The following is a 19,749-nucleotide window of genomic DNA, read 5'->3' on the forward strand; positions in this document are numbered from 1 at the left end:
CTATGTTAATTTTATTTGATGGGAGGAGTTATCTATGACTGATAATTCAAAAACACGTGTTGTTGTCGGTATGAGTGGTGGCGTTGATTCATCAGTAACAGCCTTACTTTTAAAAGAGCAAGGTTATGATGTAATCGGTGTTTTCATGAAAAACTGGGATGACACAGATGAATTTGGTGTGTGTACAGCAACCGAAGATTATAAAGATGTAGCAGCAGTAGCTGATCAGATTGGTATCCCCTATTACTCTGTCAACTTTGAAAAAGAGTACTGGGATCGTGTATTTGAGTATTTCTTAGCAGAGTACCGTGCAGGCCGTACACCTAATCCAGACGTTATGTGTAATAAGGAAATCAAGTTTAAGGCATTCTTAGATTATGCGATGACATTGGGAGCAGATTATGTGGCTACAGGACATTACGCTCAAGTTGTTCGCGATGAAGACGGCATTGTCCATATGTTGCGTGGTGCAGATAATAATAAAGATCAAACCTACTTCCTTAGTCAACTTTCGCAAGAGCAGTTGCAGAAAACGATGTTTCCCTTAGGACATCTACAAAAGCCAGAAGTTCGTGAGATTGCTGAACGTGCAGGTCTTGCAACAGCCAATAAAAAAGATTCGACAGGAATCTGTTTTATTGGTGAAAAGAACTTTAAAGAGTTTCTTAGTCAGTACTTGCCAGCTCAAAAAGGTCGTATGATGACCGTAGATGGACGAGATATGGGTGAACATGCCGGTTTGATGTATTACACGATCGGTCAGCGTGGTGGTCTTGGAATTGGTGGACAACAGGGTGGAGACAATGCTCCATGGTTTGTAGTGGGGAAAGACCTTAGTCAAAACATTCTTTACGTTGGTCAAGGCTTCTATCATGATGCACTGATGTCAACAAGTTTACAGGCTAGTCAAGTTCACTTTACTCGAGATATGCCAGAAGAATTTGAAATGGAATGTACAGCAAAATTCCGTTATCGTCAACCTGATAGTAAAGTTACTGTAAAGGTTAAAGGTGATAAAGCAGAGGTTATTTTTGCTGAACCTCAGCGTGCTATTACACCTGGTCAAGCCGTTGTTTTCTATGATGGTCAGGAATGTTTGGGCGGCGGTATTATTGACCAAGCGTATAAAGACGGAAAAGTTTGTCAGTATGTCTAACTGGAGTTAAGTAAAAACGATGAGTTCTCAATTTTTTTATGCATTTATGGCATTTTTCGCTATAATGAACCCAATTTCAAATCTTCCTGCTTACATGGCTTTAGTAGCAGATGATAGTCAAAAAATTTCACGAAAAATTGCTTTTAGGAGTCTTTTGATTGCCTTTGTTATTGTAACTGTTTTTATCTTTTCAGGAGATTTCATTTTTAAAGTATTTGGAATTACAATTGTTTCTTTCAGAATTGCTGGTGGAATATTAGTGGCCGTTATCGGTTATCATATGATTAATGGTAATCATTCACCCAGCTATAAAGGAATGGAGCAGCAAGCAGTAAATTCAGATCCAATGTCTATTGCTATTTCTCCTCTTGCAATGCCGCTTTTTGCAGGACCAGGAACAATTACAACTGCCTTAAGCTTGGCTAATGGAGGTTTGCGGAATCAACTAATAACCGTGTTTGCTTTTGCTCTACTATGTGTAATCACTTATCTCCTACTAAGAAGTGCAAAACAAATTGCAGGCTTCTTGGGAAAAAATTTGATGAAAATTATAACGAAAATGATGGGACTTTTACTATTCTCGATAGGAATACAGATGATTATCGTCAGTGTGCAGACCTTGATCAAACAGTGATTTGCATTGACAAAATGATTTGATTTGATAAAATAACTTTAACAATAGTCATGATGGTCAAAGCTCATGAGAATTGTACGTTTTTGCGTACAGTTTTCTGGAGTTTTGGCTATTTTTGTAGGAAAAAAATAAAGAAAGGATGGGGCAGTTGATTGTAAATCACTGCATAAATCTAAAAAATGTCTTACGAGTTTGATGAAAATTTTGATGTAATTGTTGTTGGTGCTGGTCACGCTGGTGTAGAAGCCTCCCTAGCTGCAGCCCGCATGGGATGTAAGGTTTTATTAGCGACTATTAACCTAGAGATGCTAGCATTTATGCCATGTAATCCTTCTATTGGAGGATCGGCCAAGGGTATTGTTGTCCGTGAGATTGATGCCCTCGGCGGAGAGATGGGTAAAAATATTGATAAAACTTATATTCAAATGAAAATGTTGAATACTGGTAAGGGACCTGCTGTCAGAGCTTTACGTGCACAAGCAGATAAAGCCTTGTATGCTATGATGATGAAGCATACAGTTGAGCGTCAGGAAAACTTAACTCTCCGTCAGTCAATGGTTGATGAAATTCTTGTTGAAGATGGTAAGGTAGTTGGTGTCAGAACAGCCACAAATCAAAAATACGGAGCAAAAGCGGTTATTGTAACAACAGGAACGGCTTTGCGTGGTGAAATTATCCTAGGTGAGCTCAAATATTCTTCAGGTCCTAATAATAGCCTTGCATCTGTTACATTGGCAGATAACCTGAGGGATCTTGGCCTTGAAATAGGAAGATTTAAAACGGGTACCCCTCCTCGTGTTAAGGCATCATCAATTAATTACGAAGAAACTGAAATTCAACCAGGTGATGAAAAGCCAAATCATTTTTCATTCTTGTCGAAAGATGAAGATTATCTTCAGGATCAAATACCTTGTTGGCTAACTTATACGAATCAAGAGAGCCACGATATTATCAATAATAATTTACACCGTGCACCAATGTTTTCAGGTATTGTCAAGGGTGTAGGACCTCGTTATTGTCCATCAATCGAAGATAAAATTGTCCGATTTGCCGATAAGAATCGCCATCAACTTTTCCTTGAACCTGAAGGAAGAGAGACTGAAGAAGTCTATGTGCAAGGCCTGTCAACTAGTCTGCCAGAAGATGTTCAAAAAGAGTTGATTCACTCAATTAAAGGTCTCGAGAAGGCAGAGATGATGCGAACTGGTTATGCGATTGAATATGATATCGTGCTCCCTCATCAATTACGTGCAACACTTGAAACGAAGTTAATTTCAGGTCTCTTTACAGCAGGACAGACCAACGGAACTTCTGGATACGAGGAAGCAGCAGGTCAAGGTCTAGTTGCTGGTATCAATGCAGCTCTGAAAGTCCAAGGTAAACCTGAGCTTATTCTCAAACGTAGTGATGCCTATATTGGTGTAATGATTGACGATCTTGTCACGAAAGGAACCTTGGAGCCATATCGTTTATTGACATCACGCGCAGAGTATCGTCTCATATTACGTCATGATAATGCTGACATGCGCTTGACACCTATTGGTCGAGAAGTTGGTTTGGTTGACGATGAACGTTGGAATATCTTTGAAATTAAGAAAAATCAATTTGACAGCGAGTTGACACGTTTGTCAAAAGAAAAATTAAAACCAATTAAAGAAACGAATGAGAAAATTCAAGCTCTAGGCTTTAAGCCATTGACAGATGCCATGACAGCTAAAGAGTTTATGCGTAGACCAGAGATTGATTACGCCACAGCTACTCAGTTTGTGGGTCCAGCTACAGAAAATTTGGACGCTAAGATTATAGAGTTGCTTGAGACTGAAATCAAGTACGAAGGTTATATCAATAAAGCTTTGGATCAAGTAGCTAAGATGAAGCGTATGGAAGAAAAGAGGATTCCCCAAAATATTGATTGGGATGCTATTGATTCTATTGCTACTGAAGCTCGTCAAAAATTTAAGAAAATCAATCCTGAGACCATTGGTCAAGCGAGTCGTATTTCAGGGGTCAATCCAGCAGATATCTCAATTCTGATGGTTTATCTTGAAGGCAATAATAAGGCCCGCAGAAAAGTAGATTAACGGTGGTAACACGTTTAAAAGCCTTTTAATTAAGGCTTTTTTATGTTATAATTGTTAGATTAAGAGGTTTTATATGAAAAGATTTCACTTTGCAACGATTCATCTTGTAATGATTGGGTTAATTCTTTTTGGAATTGCTACTATTTTTGTTCGCGTACTAAAATCGGAGTCTGCACTCATTTTTGCGCTTTTTATTATTATGGTAGTAGTTGTTGCCTTATTGCATTACCAAAAGACAACATATGAGTCCTTAGAAATAGAGCAATTAGATGAACTGAATCAGGATGTTGAAGATTCTTTGAAGACCCTTCTCGGAAAGATGCCTGTTGGGGTTATTACTTTTGATGAGAACGATCATATTGAATGGTTCAACCCCTATGCGAAGCTAGTACTTTCGGATGAAAATGGAAATTTCAATAAGCAGTTGATTGCGGATTTTATTTCCCAGAAACGAAAGGGTTCACCTTCGAATGTGATAACCGTTGGTGATAATAAATATGCCGCTTTTGTGGATTTTGACAATAAGTTGACATATTTTATTGACAATGTTTATGATCAAGATGAAAATGCTGATCCAAATATGACTCGTCCTGTTATCGGGATTATTTCAGTTGATAACTATGACGATGTGACGGGAAGTTTACCCGATGCCGATGTTTCAAAAATCAATACATTTGTGGCAGGGTTTATTTCTGAGTTTGCTAAGGCCAAGCATATTCATTATCGACGTATTGAAGGCGATCGTTTTTACTTCTTCACCAATTACAGTGTTTTGACAGAATTCATGGATCAAAAGTTTTCTGTCTTGGATGACTTTCGTCAGCAGGCTCAAGAGCGTGGTTTACCACTGACTTTGAGCATGGGAATTTCGTTCGGTACGCTTAAGCATGATCAAATCGGTCAGGTTGCCTTGCAGAATCTGAACATCGCACTAGTTCGCGGTGGAGATCAAGCTGTTGTCAAGGAAAACGATGATCACAAGGAACTTCTTTATTTTGGAGGAGGTTCTGTCTCAACAGTAAAACGTTCTCGTACAAGAACAAGGGCTATGATGACTGCAATCTCAGATAAGTTGAAAACAGTCGAAAAAGTGTTTGTTGTCGGACATAAGAATCTCGATATGGATGCTCTAGGGGCCACTGTTGGTATGGCTCATTTTGCTAGTCAAATTGTTCGAAAAAGCTATGCTGTTTACGATGATACGGCTATGAATGCAGATATTGAGCGTGCGGTCGAACGCTTAAAAGAAGATGATCAATCACCTCTTATTACACTTTCAGAGGCTGAAGAGTTAGTCAACCAACAGTCATTACTAATTATGGTTGACCATTCTAAAATCAATTTAACTTTGTCTAAGGATTTTTATGATCGATTTAATGAAGTTATTGTGGTAGATCATCACCGTCGAGATGACGATTTTCCTGAAAATGCTGTTTTGACCTTTATTGAAAGTGGGGCAAGCTCAGCCTGTGAATTGGTTACGGAGTTGTTGCAATTCCAGGGTGCCCCAGAACGTTTGAGTAAAATCCAAGCCTCTATCCTTATGGCAGGTATCATGCTGGATACTAAAAATTTCTCAACTCGTGTGACTAGTAGAACCTTTGATGTTGCCTCTTATCTACGTAGTTTAGGAAGTGATAGTGGAGAAATCCAAACAATCTCTGCTACTGATTTTGAAGAATATCGACGAATCAATGAGTTAATTCTAGCAGGTGAACGTATTACAGATGATATCATTGTTGCCTCAGGTGATAATCCTAAATGTTATAATAATGTTGTGATTTCTAAGGCAGCAGATACGATGCTTTCTATGGCAGGTATCGAAGCAACTTTTGTTGTCGCTAGGACAAGCGATTCTACTGTGAATATCTCTGCTCGAAGTCATAAAACGATTAATGTACAACGTATTATGGAGAGAATGGGTGGTGGTGGCCATTTCAACTTAGCTGCCTGCCAATTGCGAGACTGTAGTGTTGCTCAAGCAAAAAATAAATTGATTGAAACTATTATGGGAGAGTTGGCTCCCAAGGAGGACTAAAATGAAAGTTATTTTCTTACAAGACGTTAAAGGTAAAGGTAAAAAAGGCGAAATTAAAGAAGTACCATCAGGTTATGCTCAAAACTTCTTGATTAAAAAGAATCTTGCTAAGGAAGCGACAAACCAAGCTATCGGTGAGTTGAAAGGCAAGCAAAAATCTGAAGAAAAACATGCAGCAGAGTTGTTGGCTGAAGCGAAGCAAGTTAAAGAGCAACTTGAAAAAGAAGAAAATCGTCTTCAATTTACTGAGAAGGTCGGACCAGACGGACGTACTTTTGGTTCAATTACAGCCAAAAAGATTGCAGAAGGACTTCAAAAACAATTTGGTATAAAAGTTGATAAACGTCATATTGAACTTGAACATCCTATTCGTGCGATTGGTCTGATTGAGGTTCCTGTAAAGCTTCATAAAGAAGTGAGCGCACAAATTAAACTTAACATTAAAAATAGTGCTGAGTAATTCGTTGACACTATAAGTAAATCTTGTAAAGGAGGGAATAATTGTGGCAGAGGCTCAAGAATTACGAGTACAACCTCATGATTTAGTAGCGGAACAGTCTGTTCTAGGGGCTATTCTCATTAACCCAGAAAAGTTGATTACAGTTCGAGAATTTATCGAAGCAGACGACTTTTACAAGTATTCCCATCGTGTCATTTTTAAAGCAATGGTAACGCTGTCGGATCGAAATGATGCCATTGATGCCACGACAGTACGTACCATTTTAGATGACCAAGATGACCTCCAAAATATAGGGGGTATTTCTTATCTTGTAGATTTGGTCAATAGTGTACCAACTTCCGCAAATGCTGAGTACTATGCTAAGATTGTGGCTGAGAAAGCCATGCTTCGACGTATTATAAATAGGCTGACAGAGACTGTCAACCAAGCATATGAGGGCGCAACGGAATCTGATGAAATTATTGCGAATGCTGAGAAAGCCTTGGTTGATGTTTCAGAGCATAGTAATCGTAGTGGTTTCCGCAAAATATCTGAAGTTCTTGACGTTAATTTTAATACCTTGGAGATGCGTTCCCAGCAAACATCAGATGTTACTGGATTACCAACAGGTTTCCGTGACCTTGACAAGATTACAACAGGTTTACACCCTGATCAATTAATTATTTTAGCAGCTCGCCCTGCAGTTGGTAAAACAGCCTTTGTGTTGAACATTGCTCAGAATGTTGGCACCAAGCAAAATAAAGCTGTTGCAGTCTTTTCATTAGAGATGGGTGCAGAAAGCTTGGTTGATCGTATGTTGGCAGCTGAAGGGATGATTGATTCTCATGCTTTACGTACAGGTCAATTGACAGAGCAAGATTGGAATAATGTTATGATTGCTCAAGGAGCACTGGCTGAGGCACCTATTTACATAGATGATACCCCTGGTATAAAGATTACTGAGATTCGTGCACGGTCCCGTAAATTGTCACAAGAAGTAGAGGGTGGTCTTGGTCTCATTGTGATTGACTACTTGCAGTTGATTACAGGTACGCGACCAGAAAATCGCCAACAAGAGGTTTCAGATATTTCAAGACAGTTAAAAATCCTGGCCAAGGAGCTCAAAGTTCCTGTAATTGCCTTGAGTCAGTTATCTCGTGGGGTTGAACAACGTCAGGACAAACGTCCAGTCTTATCTGATATCCGTGAGTCAGGATCTATCGAGCAGGATGCCGATATTGTCGCCTTCTTGTATCGTGATGATTACTACCGAAAAGAGGGTGAAGAACCAGAAAATGCGATTGAAGATAATACCATCGAAGTTATCCTAGAAAAAAACCGTGCTGGTGCGCGTGGAACAGTCAAGTTACTATTCCAAAAAGAATACAATAAATTTTCATCGATTGCTCAGTTTGAGGAATCATAATTTTCAGATTTAAGGAGATATATATATGAGTGATGCATTTGCAGATGTTGCTAAGATGAAAAACATCAAGGAAGCTATTAAGTCACATGAAGGTCAGCTAGTAGAATTGACCCTAGAGAATGGTCGTAAACGTGAAAAGAATAAAATTGGTCGATTGACAGAAGTTTATCCATCATTGTTTATTGTTGAATATCAAGACTTCAGTTCCCAAGCAGGAGCTATTAATAATAGTTATGTTGAATCTTACACTTATTCAGATATTTTGACTGAGAAGACTCTCATTCGTTATTTGAGTCATGAGGAACAAGCAGAAATCGAAAATAAATAAGAAAAAGCCTTTACTTGGGCCTTTTTTCGTGGTAAACTATTAAAGTATGTGAAATAATAGCAGGATAAAATGAAGCTCGTCAACAGGAAGTCGGCTAGAAAAGTAACCTTTGCTGTTTGGGCGAAGTCTTTCTGAACGAATCAGGTTTATCTAAAACGTTATTTCCTAAAAATATTTTTTATAGGAGGACATTATTAATGTCACGTTATACAGGTCCATCATGGAAACAATCACGTCGCCTTGGTTTCTCACTTACAGGCACAGGTAAAGAATTGGCACGTCGTAACTACGTACCAGGTCAACACGGTCCAAACAACCGTTCAAAACTTTCAGAATACGGTTTGCAATTGGCTGAGAAACAAAAACTTCGTTTCTCATACGGTTTGGGTGAAAAACAATTCCGTAACTTGTTCGTACAAGCTACTAAAGTTAAAGGTGGAACACTTGGTTTCAACTTTATGGTTCTTTTGGAACGTCGTCTTGACAATGTTGTTTACCGTCTTGGTCTTGCAACTACTCGTCGTCAAGCACGCCAATTCGTAAACCACGGTCACATCCTTGTTGATGGTAAACGTGTTGATATCCCTTCATACCGCGTTGAAGTTGGTCAAGTAATCTCAGTTCGTGAAAAATCAGCTAAAGTTCCTGCTATCCTTGAAGCAGTAGAAGCTACTATCGGACGTCCAGCATTTGTATCATTCGATGCTGAAAAACTTGAAGGTTCATTGACACGTCTTCCAGAACGTGATGAAATCAACCCAGAAATCAACGAAGCACTTGTCGTTGAATTCTACAACAAAATGCTTTAATTTTAAGATTATTGTATCGAAAAGCCCGTTGTTATGGGCTTTTTTGTTTGTCTTAAATCATTGATTTCTAGGTTTGTTCAGTTACAAGTTTCCTAAAGCCATTTCATAGAATGAGACGGCTTTTTGTTTTCGAATATTAAAAAGACCCCTAGTCTGATACAAGTGACTAAGGGATTCGTAACATGATGATAGATGATTTTGAGGTATAAATTATTTATTATCCAATCCGCCTTCAAAATCTGCTGAAACGTTTGAAACGTAGTTGGTGAAATAGCTTTCAAAATCTTTTTTTAGTTGGTCGTACTCCTCTTCGGAGTAATCTTTATCCTCTATATAAGCCTGAAATCTAGGAATTCCCAAATCTTTTTGGAGACGTTGGATTACTTCTGTCTTTGTCATAAGAACCTCTCTTTCATTCTTTATTTTACCATATTTCAAATTGTATGAAGCATACATGTTGTTTTAAAAGTTTACTTTTGATATACTGTCAAAGTTATTTAAGAAGGAGGCTACTATGTCTATTATTACACTAATCTTAGCTGGGATTGTTGCTTTGGAGCATCTCTATATCATGTATTTGGAAACTTTTGCGACACATTCAGACATGACTAGTCGTGTTTTCAATATGAGTAAAGAAGAACTTCAACGTGATTCTGTTACAAACTTATTTAAAAATCAAGGGATTTACAATGGTTTGATTGCTGTATTCCTCTTGTATGGGATTTTCACAAGTAGTCAGCTACTTGTAACTGTTTTTGTACTCAATGTTTTCTTTGCTGCTATTTATGGTGCTATAACTGCAAATAAGAAAATTATTTTAACGCAAGGTGGACCCGCAATCTTGACCTTGCTTTCACTTATCATTTCCTTATTTTAAGGATTTTATTGTAAAAGAAAAAGCTGCTTTAACTGTTGAAATGGTTTGCAGCTTTTTATGCTTTTGAAGTTGTTTTATTGTGGAATAAATCGTAGAAGAAAATCTGTCATTTCTCGGGGGGATTCTTTTTTTCCTTTATTTATCCAGGCTTGACAAGCACCAAAAATAGCGTGCGCAAAATAAATACTGGCATAGTCTTTCTCAAATCCTTTTAGAGATTTTTCTTCAGCAGTAGGGACAATGAAGTCCTCAGCTATCATACGCTGAAGTTTATGTATCAGAAAATCTTGAATTTCTTTTGATCCATTGGTAGACAATAGAGCTGATAGGAGTTTTTCACGAGTAAGAAATTCAAAGATTTCGAGGAAGGCTCCCTCCTTCTTTCCTTCATATTTATCGAAGATATACTCTAGTTTATGAAAAAGCTCTTTCTGATAACTATCAATCATTTCATACTTATCTTTGTAGTGGGTATAAAAACTCGAACGGCTAATCCCAGCTGTTTGAACCAGACGAATGGTAGTAATATCATTGAAATCTTGGTCTTTTAGGCATATTACTAAAGCATCTAAAAGAGCTTTTTTAGTTTGACCTCGCCTTTGATCTTTTGACATACAAATCTCCTTTTATACACTTTTAGACTATGTGTCCAAAAACTAATTATTTAACATTGATTTTCATGTAAATGAGTTTATAATTGATTATATCATAAAAATAAACACAATGTCTAAAAAGGAGAAATATGTTAGCAGAATTAAAGGCGCTTCTTAAAAGTCCAAAGCTCTGGATAACTATTATTGGTGTCTCATTGATACCCGCTTTATATAATCTAATCTTTTTATCTTCTATGTGGGATCCTTATGGAAATGTAAAGCATATGCCAGTAGCCGTAGTGAACAAAGATAAGAGTGCTAGTTTCCAGAATAAAACTCTAAATATTGGTCATGATATGGTAGACAATATGTCTAAAAATAAAAATCTAGACTATCATTTTGTGACTGAAAATGAAGCCAAAAAAGGAATTGATGATGGTGACTACTATATGGTAATCACTTTTCCAGAAAATCTCTCAAGTAATGCAGCAAGTCTTTTGACAAATGATCCTAAGAAACTTGAAATTTCTTATCAGACAACAGCAGGGCATAGCTTCGTTTCTTCAAAAATGAGCGATTCTGCCATGTCTAAGTTGAAGGATACTGTTTCTAAAAATATTACATCAACTTATGTTGGAGCTGTCTTTAGGAGTATGTCTCAACTTCAGGGTGGTATGGGAACTGCAGCGAATGGGGCTAGTCAATTATATGCAGGTGCAGGCGCACTTCAGTCAGGGAGTCAGACCTTATCAAATGGCTTAGGAACTCTTGCTGGCTCTACACAAACATTGGCTACAGGTGTTGATACCTTGAGTTCAGGCGCGTCTGCCTATACTTCAGGTGTGTCAACTTTGTCAGGTGCTCTGTCACAGTTAAACGCTAACTCTGAGGCTGTTAATTCTGCTGCAGGTCAATTTGTATCAGGAGCAGATGCTATGAGTACCTTAGTTACTGGTGCAGATTCTTTGTCAAGTGCACTCAATCAAATGGCTACGGCAACAAGTTTATCTGAAGAACAGCAAGCACAGTTGTCAACCTTGTCAACTAATTTAACCGATTTAAATACAGCAATTCAAAATCTCAATACAGCGGTAAGTAACACATCATTACCTAGTGGAACATCAACAACATCAGTAGATACAAGTTCAATAGCGACTTATCTTTCAAATATTTCTTCTGCGGCTAGTTCTATAGCTACAGCTAGTGCCACTGACAAAGCGAATGATTTGGCTGCGGTACAAGGAACAGCTGCTTATCAAAGCTTGACGGCAGATCAACAAGCAGAGATTACATCGGCAATTAGTAACGCAGGATCTACGGCTAGTAGTTACGCTTCAACTATTGCATCAGAAGTGTCAAGCATGTCAACAGCCTTATCTAGCTTGACAGGTACGACAACAACTAGTAGCGGAGATTCAAGTAGTTTAGCTTCTCTACAAACATCTATCTCAGGCATTGCAAGTTCGGCGAATGCACTTCTTCCTGTAGCTTCATCAACGGTATCATCAATGCAAGCTAATATTGCTAATGTCAATTCAGTACTTGTCAATCAATTATCACCAGGAGCAACTCAAGTGGCATCAGGTGTGTCAACAGCTCAAAGTACTCTAGCAACAGGTGCAAGCTCACTTTCAACTGGTTTGTCAACTTATACTGGTGCTGTGTCAACGATTGCCAGTGGTGCTCAAGCTCTAGATGCTAACAGTAGTAGTTTAATGACTGGTTTTGCTACTCTTCAGAGTGGTACAAGTGCTCTCAATACAGGGGCTCAACAATTAGCAACTGGAGGAAACACCTTAACAAATGGTTTGACAAGTCTGTCAACTAACCTTTCTACATTATCTGATTCATTAAACAAAGCTAATCAGCAACTCTCTCTTGTTTCTGTAAACTCAGACAATGCAAAAATGGTGAGTGCTCCGCTCAAAGAGAAGAAAACTGATAAGGATAAGGTTGACACTAATGGTGTGGGAATGGCTCCATATATGATTTCTGTTTCTCTTATGGTTGTCGCTCTTTCAACTAATGTTATCTTTGCTAAGAGCTTGACAGGAAGAAAATTTACGGGCCGTTTTGATTGGGCTAAGAATAAGTTACTTATCAATGGTATTATTATAACTATGGCTGCTATTGCGCTTTATATTGCCATTCGATTTGTGGGAGTTGCACCAAATCATCCATTAGCTACATTTGGTATGATTCTCCTTGCAGCATGTACTTTAATGGCGCTAGTTACAGCCCTTGTAGGTTGGAATGATAGATATGGCGCATTTGCTTCCATGATTATGCTGCTTTTGCAACTAGGGTCTAGTGCAGGGACTTATCCAATTGAACTTAGTCCTAAGTTCTTTAAGGTCATCCAACCATTCTTACCAATGTCCTACTCGGTATCAGGTCTTCGTCAAACTATTTCAATGACAGGACAGATCTCAGATCAAGTACGTATGTTATTCATTTTCTTACTTATTTTTGTAGTTGTAGGTATTATTATTTATAGACCAAAGTCTGAAAATGAATAAACTAAAGGCCAGCTCTAATGTGAGCTGGCTTTTTATGTTATTCAACAGTTATATCACCGAGGTCTGAGGTAATGGTTAGTGAGTTATCCTTTGAGATTTTAAGGCTATTTGTGATGTCTACCTCTCCTGAATGACTATCGGCTTGAACATTGAGCGTGTAATCTTTAAGAGCTAGTTCAATATCACCAGATGTAACATCAAGTTTATTGTGACCATTGAAAATTAGGTTATCTCCAGAGTAATCTCCCATTGCAATAGATAAATCTGAGTTAGTAAAAAGTGTATGATTACTATCAACACTACCAACATCAAGGTTAGCTTTTAGGTTGCTGACAATCATTTTAGTAAAAGTTAGGTCCCCTACATTTAGATTGATATCTGATTGTTTGATGGTGCTATTACTTAAATCTAGATTTCCAGTTGCTAAATCAACCTTTAAAAAATCAATCGTTTGTTTTTTAGGGAGTGTAATGACAATGGTTTTATTTCTGACTTCCTCGTTGAGAGTAGAAAGCTTTACTAAATCTTTTAATCCGAAAAAGTTAATATGTTTGTTAGAAGTTGAATCTAATTCAGAGTTGTTATCATTGATAGTCAATTGACCATCCTTTACAGATGTGTCAATTGGAGTTTTTGCTTTTTGGTAGTAAGAAAGAGTAGCCTTGTCAACGTTTCCTGTTTTAATAAGTACATTGTAGTTACTACTTTTAATATCAATTTTATTGAAGTCATCAACTTCTTTCTTGACATAATCTTGCTCACTTTTAGTTTGATTTTGTAAATCTGTCAAGCCACCTTGGCTATACCCCCAAGCTACGAATCCTCCTCCTAAAAATAGAGAGATAAGGGACACTCCGAGGATGATCTTTTTCCAAGTTTTCATGATTTTCTTCCTTTCTTGATGAGCCATTTAATCAATAGGGCAATTAGCTTTACAATAAGTTTACAGATTTCAAACGAAATCAAAAGTAGTAAGAGTGCTCCTCCAAACATCAATAGACCTAGACCTCCTCCAAACAGTGTTGAAGCTAGTGAAACACTTAAGAGAGAAAAGCTTGTAAAGAAAGTGTAAACACCACTAATGAGTAAAGCAAAAGTAAGAGCTAAGGCAGTCACTATAACTGCGAAAATAATCATAAGAAGTGTCACTATCATAGCTAAGAAGAATAGTAGAATTGGTAAGGCGACTGGACTGGCTAAAACAGCTAGAATCGCAATCCAAAGGATAGTTGTTTTATTGCGTAAGCTGCTCTTGTCCTCAACAATCTTTTCTTCTAGAAGACGACTAATGACTTCATGTGCGGCTTCCTTAGGTGTACCCAGTTCTGCAATAACCCGAGCTTCATTCTCAGGTCCAGCCTCTTCAAAATATTCCATGAAATATTCTATAGCTTCTTCGTAGTCCTGTTGTGGTAATTTTCGTAGATATTTTGTTAATTTGGCTATATATTCAGTCTTTGTCATGTCTTAATCTCCCTTCTAGAATATCGTCCAAAGTTTCTTTATAGGTTAACCATTCTTCATTAAGAAATTGAAGTTGCTCTTTTCCCTCTTGGGTAATACTGTAATATTTACGTTTACGCCCTTGATACGCTTGGTTATAGGTGGTCATATAGCCTGCTTTTTCAAGCTTTTTTAGAATAGGATAAAGTGTTGACTCCTTAATATTAGCCGCAAGCTTTATTGTTTGACTAATCTCATAGCCATAAGAGTCTTCTCTATCGATAATAGCTAATATTAAGAACTCTATCAGTATTGATGATGTTGGAAAATACATAGTGTGCTCCTTTGCTTCTAGGATATGTATAAAAAATATATATAATTATTTTACATATAGAGTGTATCTCTTTTAGAAATATATGTCAATATTTTATATATAAAAATTTTATATAATAGGGATATCTTCTTTTTTATGATAATATGAAGTCAAGGAGTTCTTATGACTATTAAAGATAAACTAGCTCGTTACGAGCCGAAGCCACTAGGGGAGAAAAGACGCTATGCGGTGCTTTTACCCCTGATATATGATGTAAAAACTGATAAGTATCACATTCTTTACCAAGTACGAAGTGAGTATATTTCTCAACCAGGTGAGGTCTCTTTTCCTGGTGGGCGTGTCGAAAATGGTGAGACTTTTCAGGAAGCTGCTATACGAGAAACTTGTGAAGAATTAAACCTAGTTCCTGATCAAATTGACATTTGGGGAGAGCTTGATTACCTGATTCATCAGGGGAGAACCATCCATTGCTTTGTTGGAAATATAAATATAGAAAATTGGGAGGATATTCATCCAAATGAAGAGGTGAAACGGTTGTTTACAGTTTGTATTGACACTTTGTTGACAGAGGAACCGATTTATTATAAAGTTACTTCTACCTTGAGTGATGCGAAAGATTTCCCATTTTTCCTGGTAAAAAATAGAGAAAAATACAATTTTGGGTATAGTGAACGTCATATTCCTTTTTACAGAAACTTGACAGAGAATATATGGGGGATGACAGCTATGTTTACACATAGATTTACAGATATTTTAAAAGGCTTAGAGTAAAAATAAAAGATCAACGGTAATATGTTGATCTTTTTACTATTACTTAAATTGTTTATTTGCTACCAAAGGAGTGAAATTCATTTCTGAAATAGGAGACTAGAGTATTCCTAAAATGATTTTCAAAATTAGTATCGAAGCTTTTAGCTAGGTGGTCAAATTCAGAGTGCACAATGACTTTTTGTTTCGTTTGTGTCATTTCTATGCTAAAAAGAAGGGGAGGTGGATACAGGCAGTTATGCTTTGGTGTTATTCTGCCTAAGATTGATGATTCTATTGATCTTTCTTAGGGAGTTACCTATGTTGAAGAGAAGGTAAAGCATATAACTATAAATAGTAAAGCTCCAAAAATCTGGGACAATACTGAGACTATAGACAAATAGGACTGTTGCACTAACAAAAATTAGACAGCTACATATTATTGAAAGTAGAGGATATCCTTTTGAAAATAATAGGCTTTCTATGATTAAGGCAAAAGCAGGTAGCAATAGAGTTAGAATGATAATAATAAAGATGAAGCGTTGTGTATCATCTAGCATCAAGTTACCCAATGATTTACCTAGGTAAAAACGAGAATCACTCCCCCCCGGATAAATCAATTCTCTTGTCAAGGGACTAACTAGGATTAGGGTATCAAATAGTGAGAAAGCCGCCCATCTCCAAATAGGGAAAGCCCATTCTTCCTCAGATAATTCTCTCTGAGTGCTTTCTTTAGTTAATTTTAATTTGATTGCCATCAATATGTACCTCTTTTGGAAAGTAGTTATTTTGATTTAAGATATACCATCCATCTGGTAATTCTGATTTTTTTAGTACCTGTTCTAATTGAGAATGTAAGTCAATTTCTTTAGTAGTGGAACCAGAAGGAAAACTCAATTGAACAGTAAGTTTTTTGCTTTGTAGAGCATCTTTAAGTGAAAAATCATAATAGCCGCCTAGTGCTTTAGAATGTCCCCTTTCATAAGTATAGAGCGTCGTGTATGGTACAGGTTCTATTTGAACAATAATATTTTTAAAATCTTTCTCGGTGCCTAGAGCTTCAGAGATATCATTGATGAATTTCTGATTTCTAGGGTTGATTTTAATAGACTTTTTAACAAAATCGTCCCAATATTCCCTTTCATCAGGTAAAATCTTATATTCACTATTTTGGCGATTAAAATCTGAGTCGCTTTCTGTTGGGCTGGCAATGTAAGGATAGAGTAAATCTTGAATATGGAGAGGCAGTTGAGTCTTTACATGTGCTGTTTTGTTATTAATAGTCTCTTGATAATCAATATGGAAAATCAGGTAATGTTTAACCTCATCTTCTTCATTCATACGATAAGTAATTTTATCTGCCCAACCGATGCCAGTTATTTGTACCTTCCCTTGAAATCCACGAGTTTTATAAAAACCTTTAATATTTTCTTGAGCATTGTAATAGAAAAAGATAGCAATCATGGTCAATAATAAACTCAAGGGCATAGTGATTTTAAGGTATTTGAAGCTATTTTTTACCATCTTAGTTCTGACTCTCCTTAACTAGTAGGTTGTAATCTTTTTGACTTTTAATTTCCTCGAGGCGTCCAGTAGTTGTATTAGTGCTTGTAAAATACCAATAGATATCCTCCTTATCTGGTGTTAACTCTTTTTGCAGTTTAACAGCATCATCCAGATTAAGTGAGTCAGTTGTTACGATGATTAAGCTAAATCTTTTTTTGAGCGATTGGTCACTGTATTTGTTGTCATCTTGATCTTTGTAATCAGAAAAATTTCTTTCTTTGGTCCAGATAAGGGGCATGGAGTTGATAGTGAGGGGATCATCTTTATGACCTACAGAAAAATTATCCTTTGAAAGGAGATAGCGGTAAGGTTTAGCAAATCCGTAGTATTGACTGACTCTTTCTGGTTTGGTTTTAGTTGCCTTATGGGTGCGTAATTGACATAGAATACTCTTTCGTTATCATAGGATGAAAATTTCACAAACTCATCCTTACCATCTGAGTACATGGTATTATCCATGGAACCGGGATTATCATATCCTAGTTTCTTAGCAAGGTCTAGTACATTAATAGTGTGTCCTTTTCCAGTATCTTTACCAAGCTGATAAAAGTGAATAATATCATAATTTTTAGAGTCCTTCCTGTGTTTTGATAGTTTATACCTTGATTCTTGGAAGGCTAGATAGGTTCGACCGACGGCTAATTGACTTCTCTCCAGTGCTTTTTCATTTCCAAACTTAACACCTAAAACGTTAAAGTTTCCAATTTTGACGTTTTGAAAGGATGTTACAGTAACTTTTTTGTTAGTATAGTCGTAAAGTCTATCGTCTAAGGAATAGGCGGCCTGAATTCTATAACCATAGCGAACGAATGTACCTGTAAGTAGAATAGTGATAAAAATAAGGAGATAAACATGCCACATACGCCATCTAAATGTTTCTATTTTTGTCATAGGAGATCCTCTTTGAGTAATAGAAAAACCATGAAAATCTTATTTTCATGGTTTTTAATTCAATTATTTTACCTCAGTAAGGAATACTTAAAATCTATTTTAGTTGCTAGAAACCTTATTAAATCAACGTTTAAGGGTTGTTGATTTTGATAAAACTATCAAAGGTTGCCAAAAAGGTTGCCACAGATTTAAGAGGTCAGCTCAGCTATTTTGTTTAAATAGATATCGACCGCCTGTGTTTGATTCTTGGGAGCAAGTTCAGCATAAATGTCCATTGTAGTCTTGATTGATTTGTGTCCCATCCGAACTTGTAATTCTTTCCAATTCATTCCAGCATTCAACATCATGGATGCGTGAGTGTGGCGGAATAAGTGAAAACCATAATCTGGCAGACTAGCTTCACGCAATCGCTTTTTGAGTGTTGCACGTTCGTTTCTGTCGCACATATAGTTACCATAAATAGTAGGAAAGATTAACTTACTTTTTGGAAGATTATTTTTCTTGAAATAGAGATTCATTTCATCGTGGAAATTTTGAAGCTCTTCAATGATTTGGTACGGAACAGCTATTCGTCTGTTAGCTGAATCAGATTTTGGTGTGTTTTTACAAACGACTTCGCCTTTCAAACCTAATTTTGGTTTTGCATTTTTCCAAACAAGTGTTTTACTAACTAGTATTTCGGAATTATCAAAATCAAGGTCATAGATAGTCAATGCTAATAGTTCATTGATTCTCATACCTGAAGCAAGTAAACTATCGCAAATAACTTTAAATCGGCGATTAGCCCTAGTATTAGTCAGACTATCAACGATGCTTAACCAAGTAGATAAATCCTCATCATGAAGGACCATAATACGTTTTTGGTTGCTTTTGGGCTTTGGCGGGATTTTGATAGACTGAGCGGGGTTAAATTTGAGTTCAAAATGTGTTATTCCAAAATCAAAAATATCACTTAATTTATGGGCAATAGCTCCAAAATCTTTAGCTGAACCCTTTTCAGCTCTCTTTATACCTGCATCCACAGATTCTTTAGATTTTTTTGCTAATTGGTTGATCCAAGTCTGTATATCTGACGAGGTAATTTTTTCAGGTTGATACTTTCCGAATCGTGGTAGTATATAGGTGTCAAGATAGTTTCTAACTCGGTTCAGTGTATTATCTGAACTAACCCATGTCTCATAATTTGAAAACCAAAGTTCTGCTAAGTCTGAGAAGGTAGCAACATTGAAAGTTTCTTTCCTTGTTGAGTCATTTTCTTCAAAGTCAATTTTAGCTTGAATAATTTTACGGTCTAAAGAACGTAAGGTTTTAGCGGTAATAGTTGTTTTGACTGGTTTTCCAGTTTTAGAATCAAGTCCTAAGTAGATACTTTTAGCTGAATAACTAATTTCGCCATTGTTCTTTATTCTCTTTAAAACACTTTTCCCTTTATGGATAATTTTTTCTGTATTCATGGTTGCTCTCTTCAATCAATCGAAGAATGAAAAAAGCTAAAATAGATTGTATCGCTCACTTTCTTTTTTGATACTCTTATTTTAGCATATTTCGCTTCTAGTCACAGCTTAGAAATTCGATGACATCACTGATACTGTAATATACTGTTCTAGTACCCTCAATGGGTGGTTCTAGTCGCTTTAGACCCTTGTTTTCCCACGATTTAAGAGTATTGGGAGAAATGCTCAGTAGGGAAAGAAGTTCTTTTTGCGTATAGATACCTGACTTACTTTTTTCGTTATTTAAGTGCTTCAGTAATTCAATGATGCTATGAAGCATGTGTTCAATTTGCTTTAATTCAAAATAATTTTTGGACATACTAGTCTCACTTTCTTTACTGCATGGAATATGAGATAATGGCAATAGGGGTAAGC

At 36.8% G+C, this 19,749-nt stretch carries 22 protein-coding genes; 11 read left to right on the forward strand and 11 right to left on the reverse strand.

The annotated features are described in order from the left end of the window. Positions 1–34: 34 nt before the first annotated feature. From mnmA to rpsD, 8 genes are all read left to right on the forward strand, one after another. Positions 35–1,156 (forward strand): tRNA 2-thiouridine(34) synthase MnmA, encoded by a 1,122-nt coding sequence (mnmA, locus tag LG375_RS07220; protein ID WP_225745555.1) that lies wholly within the window; start codon positions 35–37, stop codon positions 1,154–1,156. Between the two features lie 19 nt (positions 1,157–1,175). Then, positions 1,176–1,790 (forward strand): MarC family protein, encoded by a 615-nt coding sequence (locus LG375_RS07225; protein WP_225745556.1) that lies wholly within the window; start codon positions 1,176–1,178, stop codon positions 1,788–1,790. A 179-nt stretch (positions 1,791–1,969) separates the two neighbouring features. Further along, on the forward strand, positions 1,970–3,871 hold the full coding sequence (gene mnmG / locus LG375_RS07230) for a tRNA uridine-5-carboxymethylaminomethyl(34) synthesis enzyme MnmG (RefSeq protein WP_225745557.1): 1,902 nt from the start codon (positions 1,970–1,972) through the stop codon (positions 3,869–3,871). 73 nt (positions 3,872–3,944) lie between these two features. Continuing rightward, a complete protein-coding gene (locus LG375_RS07235) occupies positions 3,945–5,909 on the forward strand; it encodes a DHH family phosphoesterase (RefSeq protein ID WP_225745558.1) in 1,965 nt (654 codons plus the stop codon). 1 nt (position 5,910) lies between these two features. Beyond that, positions 5,911–6,369 (forward strand): 50S ribosomal protein L9, encoded by a 459-nt coding sequence (gene rplI, locus LG375_RS07240; RefSeq protein ID WP_002885729.1) that lies wholly within the window; start codon positions 5,911–5,913, stop codon positions 6,367–6,369. Positions 6,370–6,412: 43 nt separating this feature from the next. Next, positions 6,413–7,774, forward strand: a complete 1,362-nt coding sequence (gene dnaB / locus LG375_RS07245; RefSeq protein WP_002892156.1) for a replicative DNA helicase — start codon at positions 6,413–6,415, stop codon at positions 7,772–7,774. Positions 7,775–7,799: 25 nt separating this feature from the next. Then, positions 7,800–8,102, forward strand: a complete 303-nt coding sequence (locus LG375_RS07250; protein ID WP_070577122.1) for a Veg family protein — start codon at positions 7,800–7,802, stop codon at positions 8,100–8,102. Between the two features lie 197 nt (positions 8,103–8,299). Beyond that, the gene (gene rpsD, locus LG375_RS07255; protein ID WP_002885833.1) at positions 8,300–8,911 is read left to right on the forward strand and encodes a 30S ribosomal protein S4; all 612 of its coding nucleotides are present in this window, start codon (positions 8,300–8,302) and stop codon (positions 8,909–8,911) included. A gap of 210 nt (positions 8,912–9,121) precedes the next feature. Here rpsD and LG375_RS07260 read toward each other — a convergent pair whose 3' ends face one another. Beyond that, positions 9,122–9,310 carry a hypothetical protein gene (locus tag LG375_RS07260; RefSeq protein WP_003095232.1) on the reverse strand — a complete coding sequence of 63 codons (189 nt, stop codon included), beginning with the start codon at positions 9,308–9,310 and terminating at the stop codon, positions 9,122–9,124. A gap of 115 nt (positions 9,311–9,425) precedes the next feature. On the opposite strand from LG375_RS07260, the gene LG375_RS07265 reads away from it, so the two are divergent. Then, positions 9,426–9,788 (forward strand): DUF1304 domain-containing protein, encoded by a 363-nt coding sequence (locus LG375_RS07265; protein ID WP_225745559.1) that lies wholly within the window; start codon positions 9,426–9,428, stop codon positions 9,786–9,788. 74 nt (positions 9,789–9,862) lie between these two features. Here the strand turns inward: LG375_RS07265 and LG375_RS07270 are convergent, their stop codons facing one another. Continuing rightward, a complete protein-coding gene (locus tag LG375_RS07270) occupies positions 9,863–10,402 on the reverse strand; it encodes a TetR/AcrR family transcriptional regulator (protein WP_225745560.1) in 540 nt (179 codons plus the stop codon). Between the two features lie 128 nt (positions 10,403–10,530). On the opposite strand from LG375_RS07270, the gene LG375_RS07275 reads away from it, so the two are divergent. Continuing rightward, positions 10,531–12,900: a YhgE/Pip domain-containing protein gene (locus LG375_RS07275; RefSeq protein ID WP_225745561.1), complete on the forward strand. Its 2,370-nt coding sequence runs from the start codon at positions 10,531–10,533 to the stop codon at positions 12,898–12,900. Between the two features lie 37 nt (positions 12,901–12,937). Here LG375_RS07275 and LG375_RS07280 read toward each other — a convergent pair whose 3' ends face one another. The 3 genes from LG375_RS07280 to LG375_RS07290 are packed head-to-tail and all read right to left on the reverse strand — an operon-like array spanning position 12,938 to position 14,677. Further along, a complete protein-coding gene (locus LG375_RS07280; RefSeq protein WP_195413434.1) occupies positions 12,938–13,783 on the reverse strand; it encodes a DUF4097 family beta strand repeat-containing protein in 846 nt (281 codons plus the stop codon). Continuing rightward, entirely contained in the window at positions 13,780–14,364 is a 585-nt protein-coding gene (locus LG375_RS07285) for a DUF1700 domain-containing protein (RefSeq protein ID WP_195413433.1), read from the reverse strand. The genes LG375_RS07280 and LG375_RS07285 overlap by 4 nt, the downstream gene beginning before the upstream one ends. Further along, entirely contained in the window at positions 14,351–14,677 is a 327-nt protein-coding gene (locus LG375_RS07290) for a PadR family transcriptional regulator (protein WP_155222557.1), read from the reverse strand. The genes LG375_RS07285 and LG375_RS07290 overlap by 14 nt, the downstream gene beginning before the upstream one ends. A gap of 162 nt (positions 14,678–14,839) precedes the next feature. Between LG375_RS07290 and LG375_RS07295 the strand changes: the two genes are divergently transcribed. Then, positions 14,840–15,448, forward strand: a complete 609-nt coding sequence (locus tag LG375_RS07295) for an NUDIX hydrolase (RefSeq protein ID WP_225745562.1) — start codon at positions 14,840–14,842, stop codon at positions 15,446–15,448. Positions 15,449–15,681: 233 nt separating this feature from the next. Here the strand turns inward: LG375_RS07295 and LG375_RS07300 are convergent, their stop codons facing one another. The 6 genes from LG375_RS07300 to LG375_RS07325 form a co-directional block, all read right to left on the reverse strand. Further along, positions 15,682–16,182 carry a hypothetical protein gene (locus LG375_RS07300; protein WP_107372421.1) on the reverse strand — a complete coding sequence of 167 codons (501 nt, stop codon included), beginning with the start codon at positions 16,180–16,182 and terminating at the stop codon, positions 15,682–15,684. Beyond that, the gene (locus tag LG375_RS07305) at positions 16,157–16,948 is read right to left on the reverse strand and encodes a hypothetical protein (protein ID WP_225745563.1); all 792 of its coding nucleotides are present in this window, start codon (positions 16,946–16,948) and stop codon (positions 16,157–16,159) included. The genes LG375_RS07300 and LG375_RS07305 overlap by 26 nt, the downstream gene beginning before the upstream one ends. 1 nt (position 16,949) lies before the next feature. After that, on the reverse strand, positions 16,950–17,228 hold the full coding sequence (locus LG375_RS07310) for a hypothetical protein (RefSeq protein WP_225745564.1): 279 nt from the start codon (positions 17,226–17,228) through the stop codon (positions 16,950–16,952). Between the two features lie 32 nt (positions 17,229–17,260). Further along, positions 17,261–17,881, reverse strand: a complete 621-nt coding sequence (locus LG375_RS07315) for a hypothetical protein (RefSeq protein WP_225745565.1) — start codon at positions 17,879–17,881, stop codon at positions 17,261–17,263. Positions 17,882–18,069: 188 nt separating this feature from the next. Further along, a complete protein-coding gene (locus tag LG375_RS07320; RefSeq protein WP_049528214.1) occupies positions 18,070–19,335 on the reverse strand; it encodes a tyrosine-type recombinase/integrase in 1,266 nt (421 codons plus the stop codon). Between the two features lie 97 nt (positions 19,336–19,432). Then, on the reverse strand, positions 19,433–19,693 hold the full coding sequence (locus tag LG375_RS07325; RefSeq protein WP_049528216.1) for a helix-turn-helix transcriptional regulator: 261 nt from the start codon (positions 19,691–19,693) through the stop codon (positions 19,433–19,435). Positions 19,694–19,749: the final 56 nt, after the last annotated feature.

It is taken from the genome of Streptococcus sp. Marseille-Q3604 (assembly GCF_916619785.1).
Lineage (GTDB): Bacteria > Bacillota > Bacilli > Lactobacillales > Streptococcaceae > Streptococcus.

Bases quoted from the DNA above. Each gene is read 5' to 3' on its own strand.
- LG375_RS07285 (WP_195413433.1), bottom strand. From the start codon at position 14,364: ATGACAAAGACTGAATATATAGCCAAATTAACAAAATATCTACGAAAA.
- LG375_RS07290 (WP_155222557.1), bottom strand. From the start codon at position 14,677: ATGTATTTTCCAACATCATCAATACTGATAGAGTTCTTAATATTAGCT.
- mnmG (WP_225745557.1), top strand. From the start codon at position 1,970: ATGTCTTACGAGTTTGATGAAAATTTTGATGTAATTGTTGTTGGTGCT.
- LG375_RS07295 (WP_225745562.1), top strand. From the start codon at position 14,840: ATGACTATTAAAGATAAACTAGCTCGTTACGAGCCGAAGCCACTAGGG.
- LG375_RS07225 (WP_225745556.1), top strand. From the start codon at position 1,176: ATGAGTTCTCAATTTTTTTATGCATTTATGGCATTTTTCGCTATAATG.
- mnmA (WP_225745555.1), top strand. From the start codon at position 35: ATGACTGATAATTCAAAAACACGTGTTGTTGTCGGTATGAGTGGTGGC.
- LG375_RS07250 (WP_070577122.1), top strand. From the start codon at position 7,800: ATGAGTGATGCATTTGCAGATGTTGCTAAGATGAAAAACATCAAGGAA.
- rpsD (WP_002885833.1), top strand. From the start codon at position 8,300: ATGTCACGTTATACAGGTCCATCATGGAAACAATCACGTCGCCTTGGT.
- LG375_RS07300 (WP_107372421.1), bottom strand. From the start codon at position 16,182: ATGGCAATCAAATTAAAATTAACTAAAGAAAGCACTCAGAGAGAATTA.
- LG375_RS07235 (WP_225745558.1), top strand. From the start codon at position 3,945: ATGAAAAGATTTCACTTTGCAACGATTCATCTTGTAATGATTGGGTTA.
- LG375_RS07270 (WP_225745560.1), bottom strand. From the start codon at position 10,402: ATGTCAAAAGATCAAAGGCGAGGTCAAACTAAAAAAGCTCTTTTAGAT.
- LG375_RS07315 (WP_225745565.1), bottom strand. From the start codon at position 17,881: ATGACAAAAATAGAAACATTTAGATGGCGTATGTGGCATGTTTATCTC.
- LG375_RS07325 (WP_049528216.1), bottom strand. From the start codon at position 19,693: ATGTCCAAAAATTATTTTGAATTAAAGCAAATTGAACACATGCTTCAT.
- LG375_RS07320 (WP_049528214.1), bottom strand. From the start codon at position 19,335: ATGAATACAGAAAAAATTATCCATAAAGGGAAAAGTGTTTTAAAGAGA.
- LG375_RS07280 (WP_195413434.1), bottom strand. From the start codon at position 13,783: ATGAAAACTTGGAAAAAGATCATCCTCGGAGTGTCCCTTATCTCTCTA.
- LG375_RS07260 (WP_003095232.1), bottom strand. From the start codon at position 9,310: ATGACAAAGACAGAAGTAATCCAACGTCTCCAAAAAGATTTGGGAATT.
- LG375_RS07305 (WP_225745563.1), bottom strand. From the start codon at position 16,948: ATGGTAAAAAATAGCTTCAAATACCTTAAAATCACTATGCCCTTGAGT.
- LG375_RS07265 (WP_225745559.1), top strand. From the start codon at position 9,426: ATGTCTATTATTACACTAATCTTAGCTGGGATTGTTGCTTTGGAGCAT.
- rplI (WP_002885729.1), top strand. From the start codon at position 5,911: ATGAAAGTTATTTTCTTACAAGACGTTAAAGGTAAAGGTAAAAAAGGC.
- LG375_RS07275 (WP_225745561.1), top strand. From the start codon at position 10,531: ATGTTAGCAGAATTAAAGGCGCTTCTTAAAAGTCCAAAGCTCTGGATA.
- LG375_RS07310 (WP_225745564.1), bottom strand. From the start codon at position 17,228: ATGCCCCTTATCTGGACCAAAGAAAGAAATTTTTCTGATTACAAAGAT.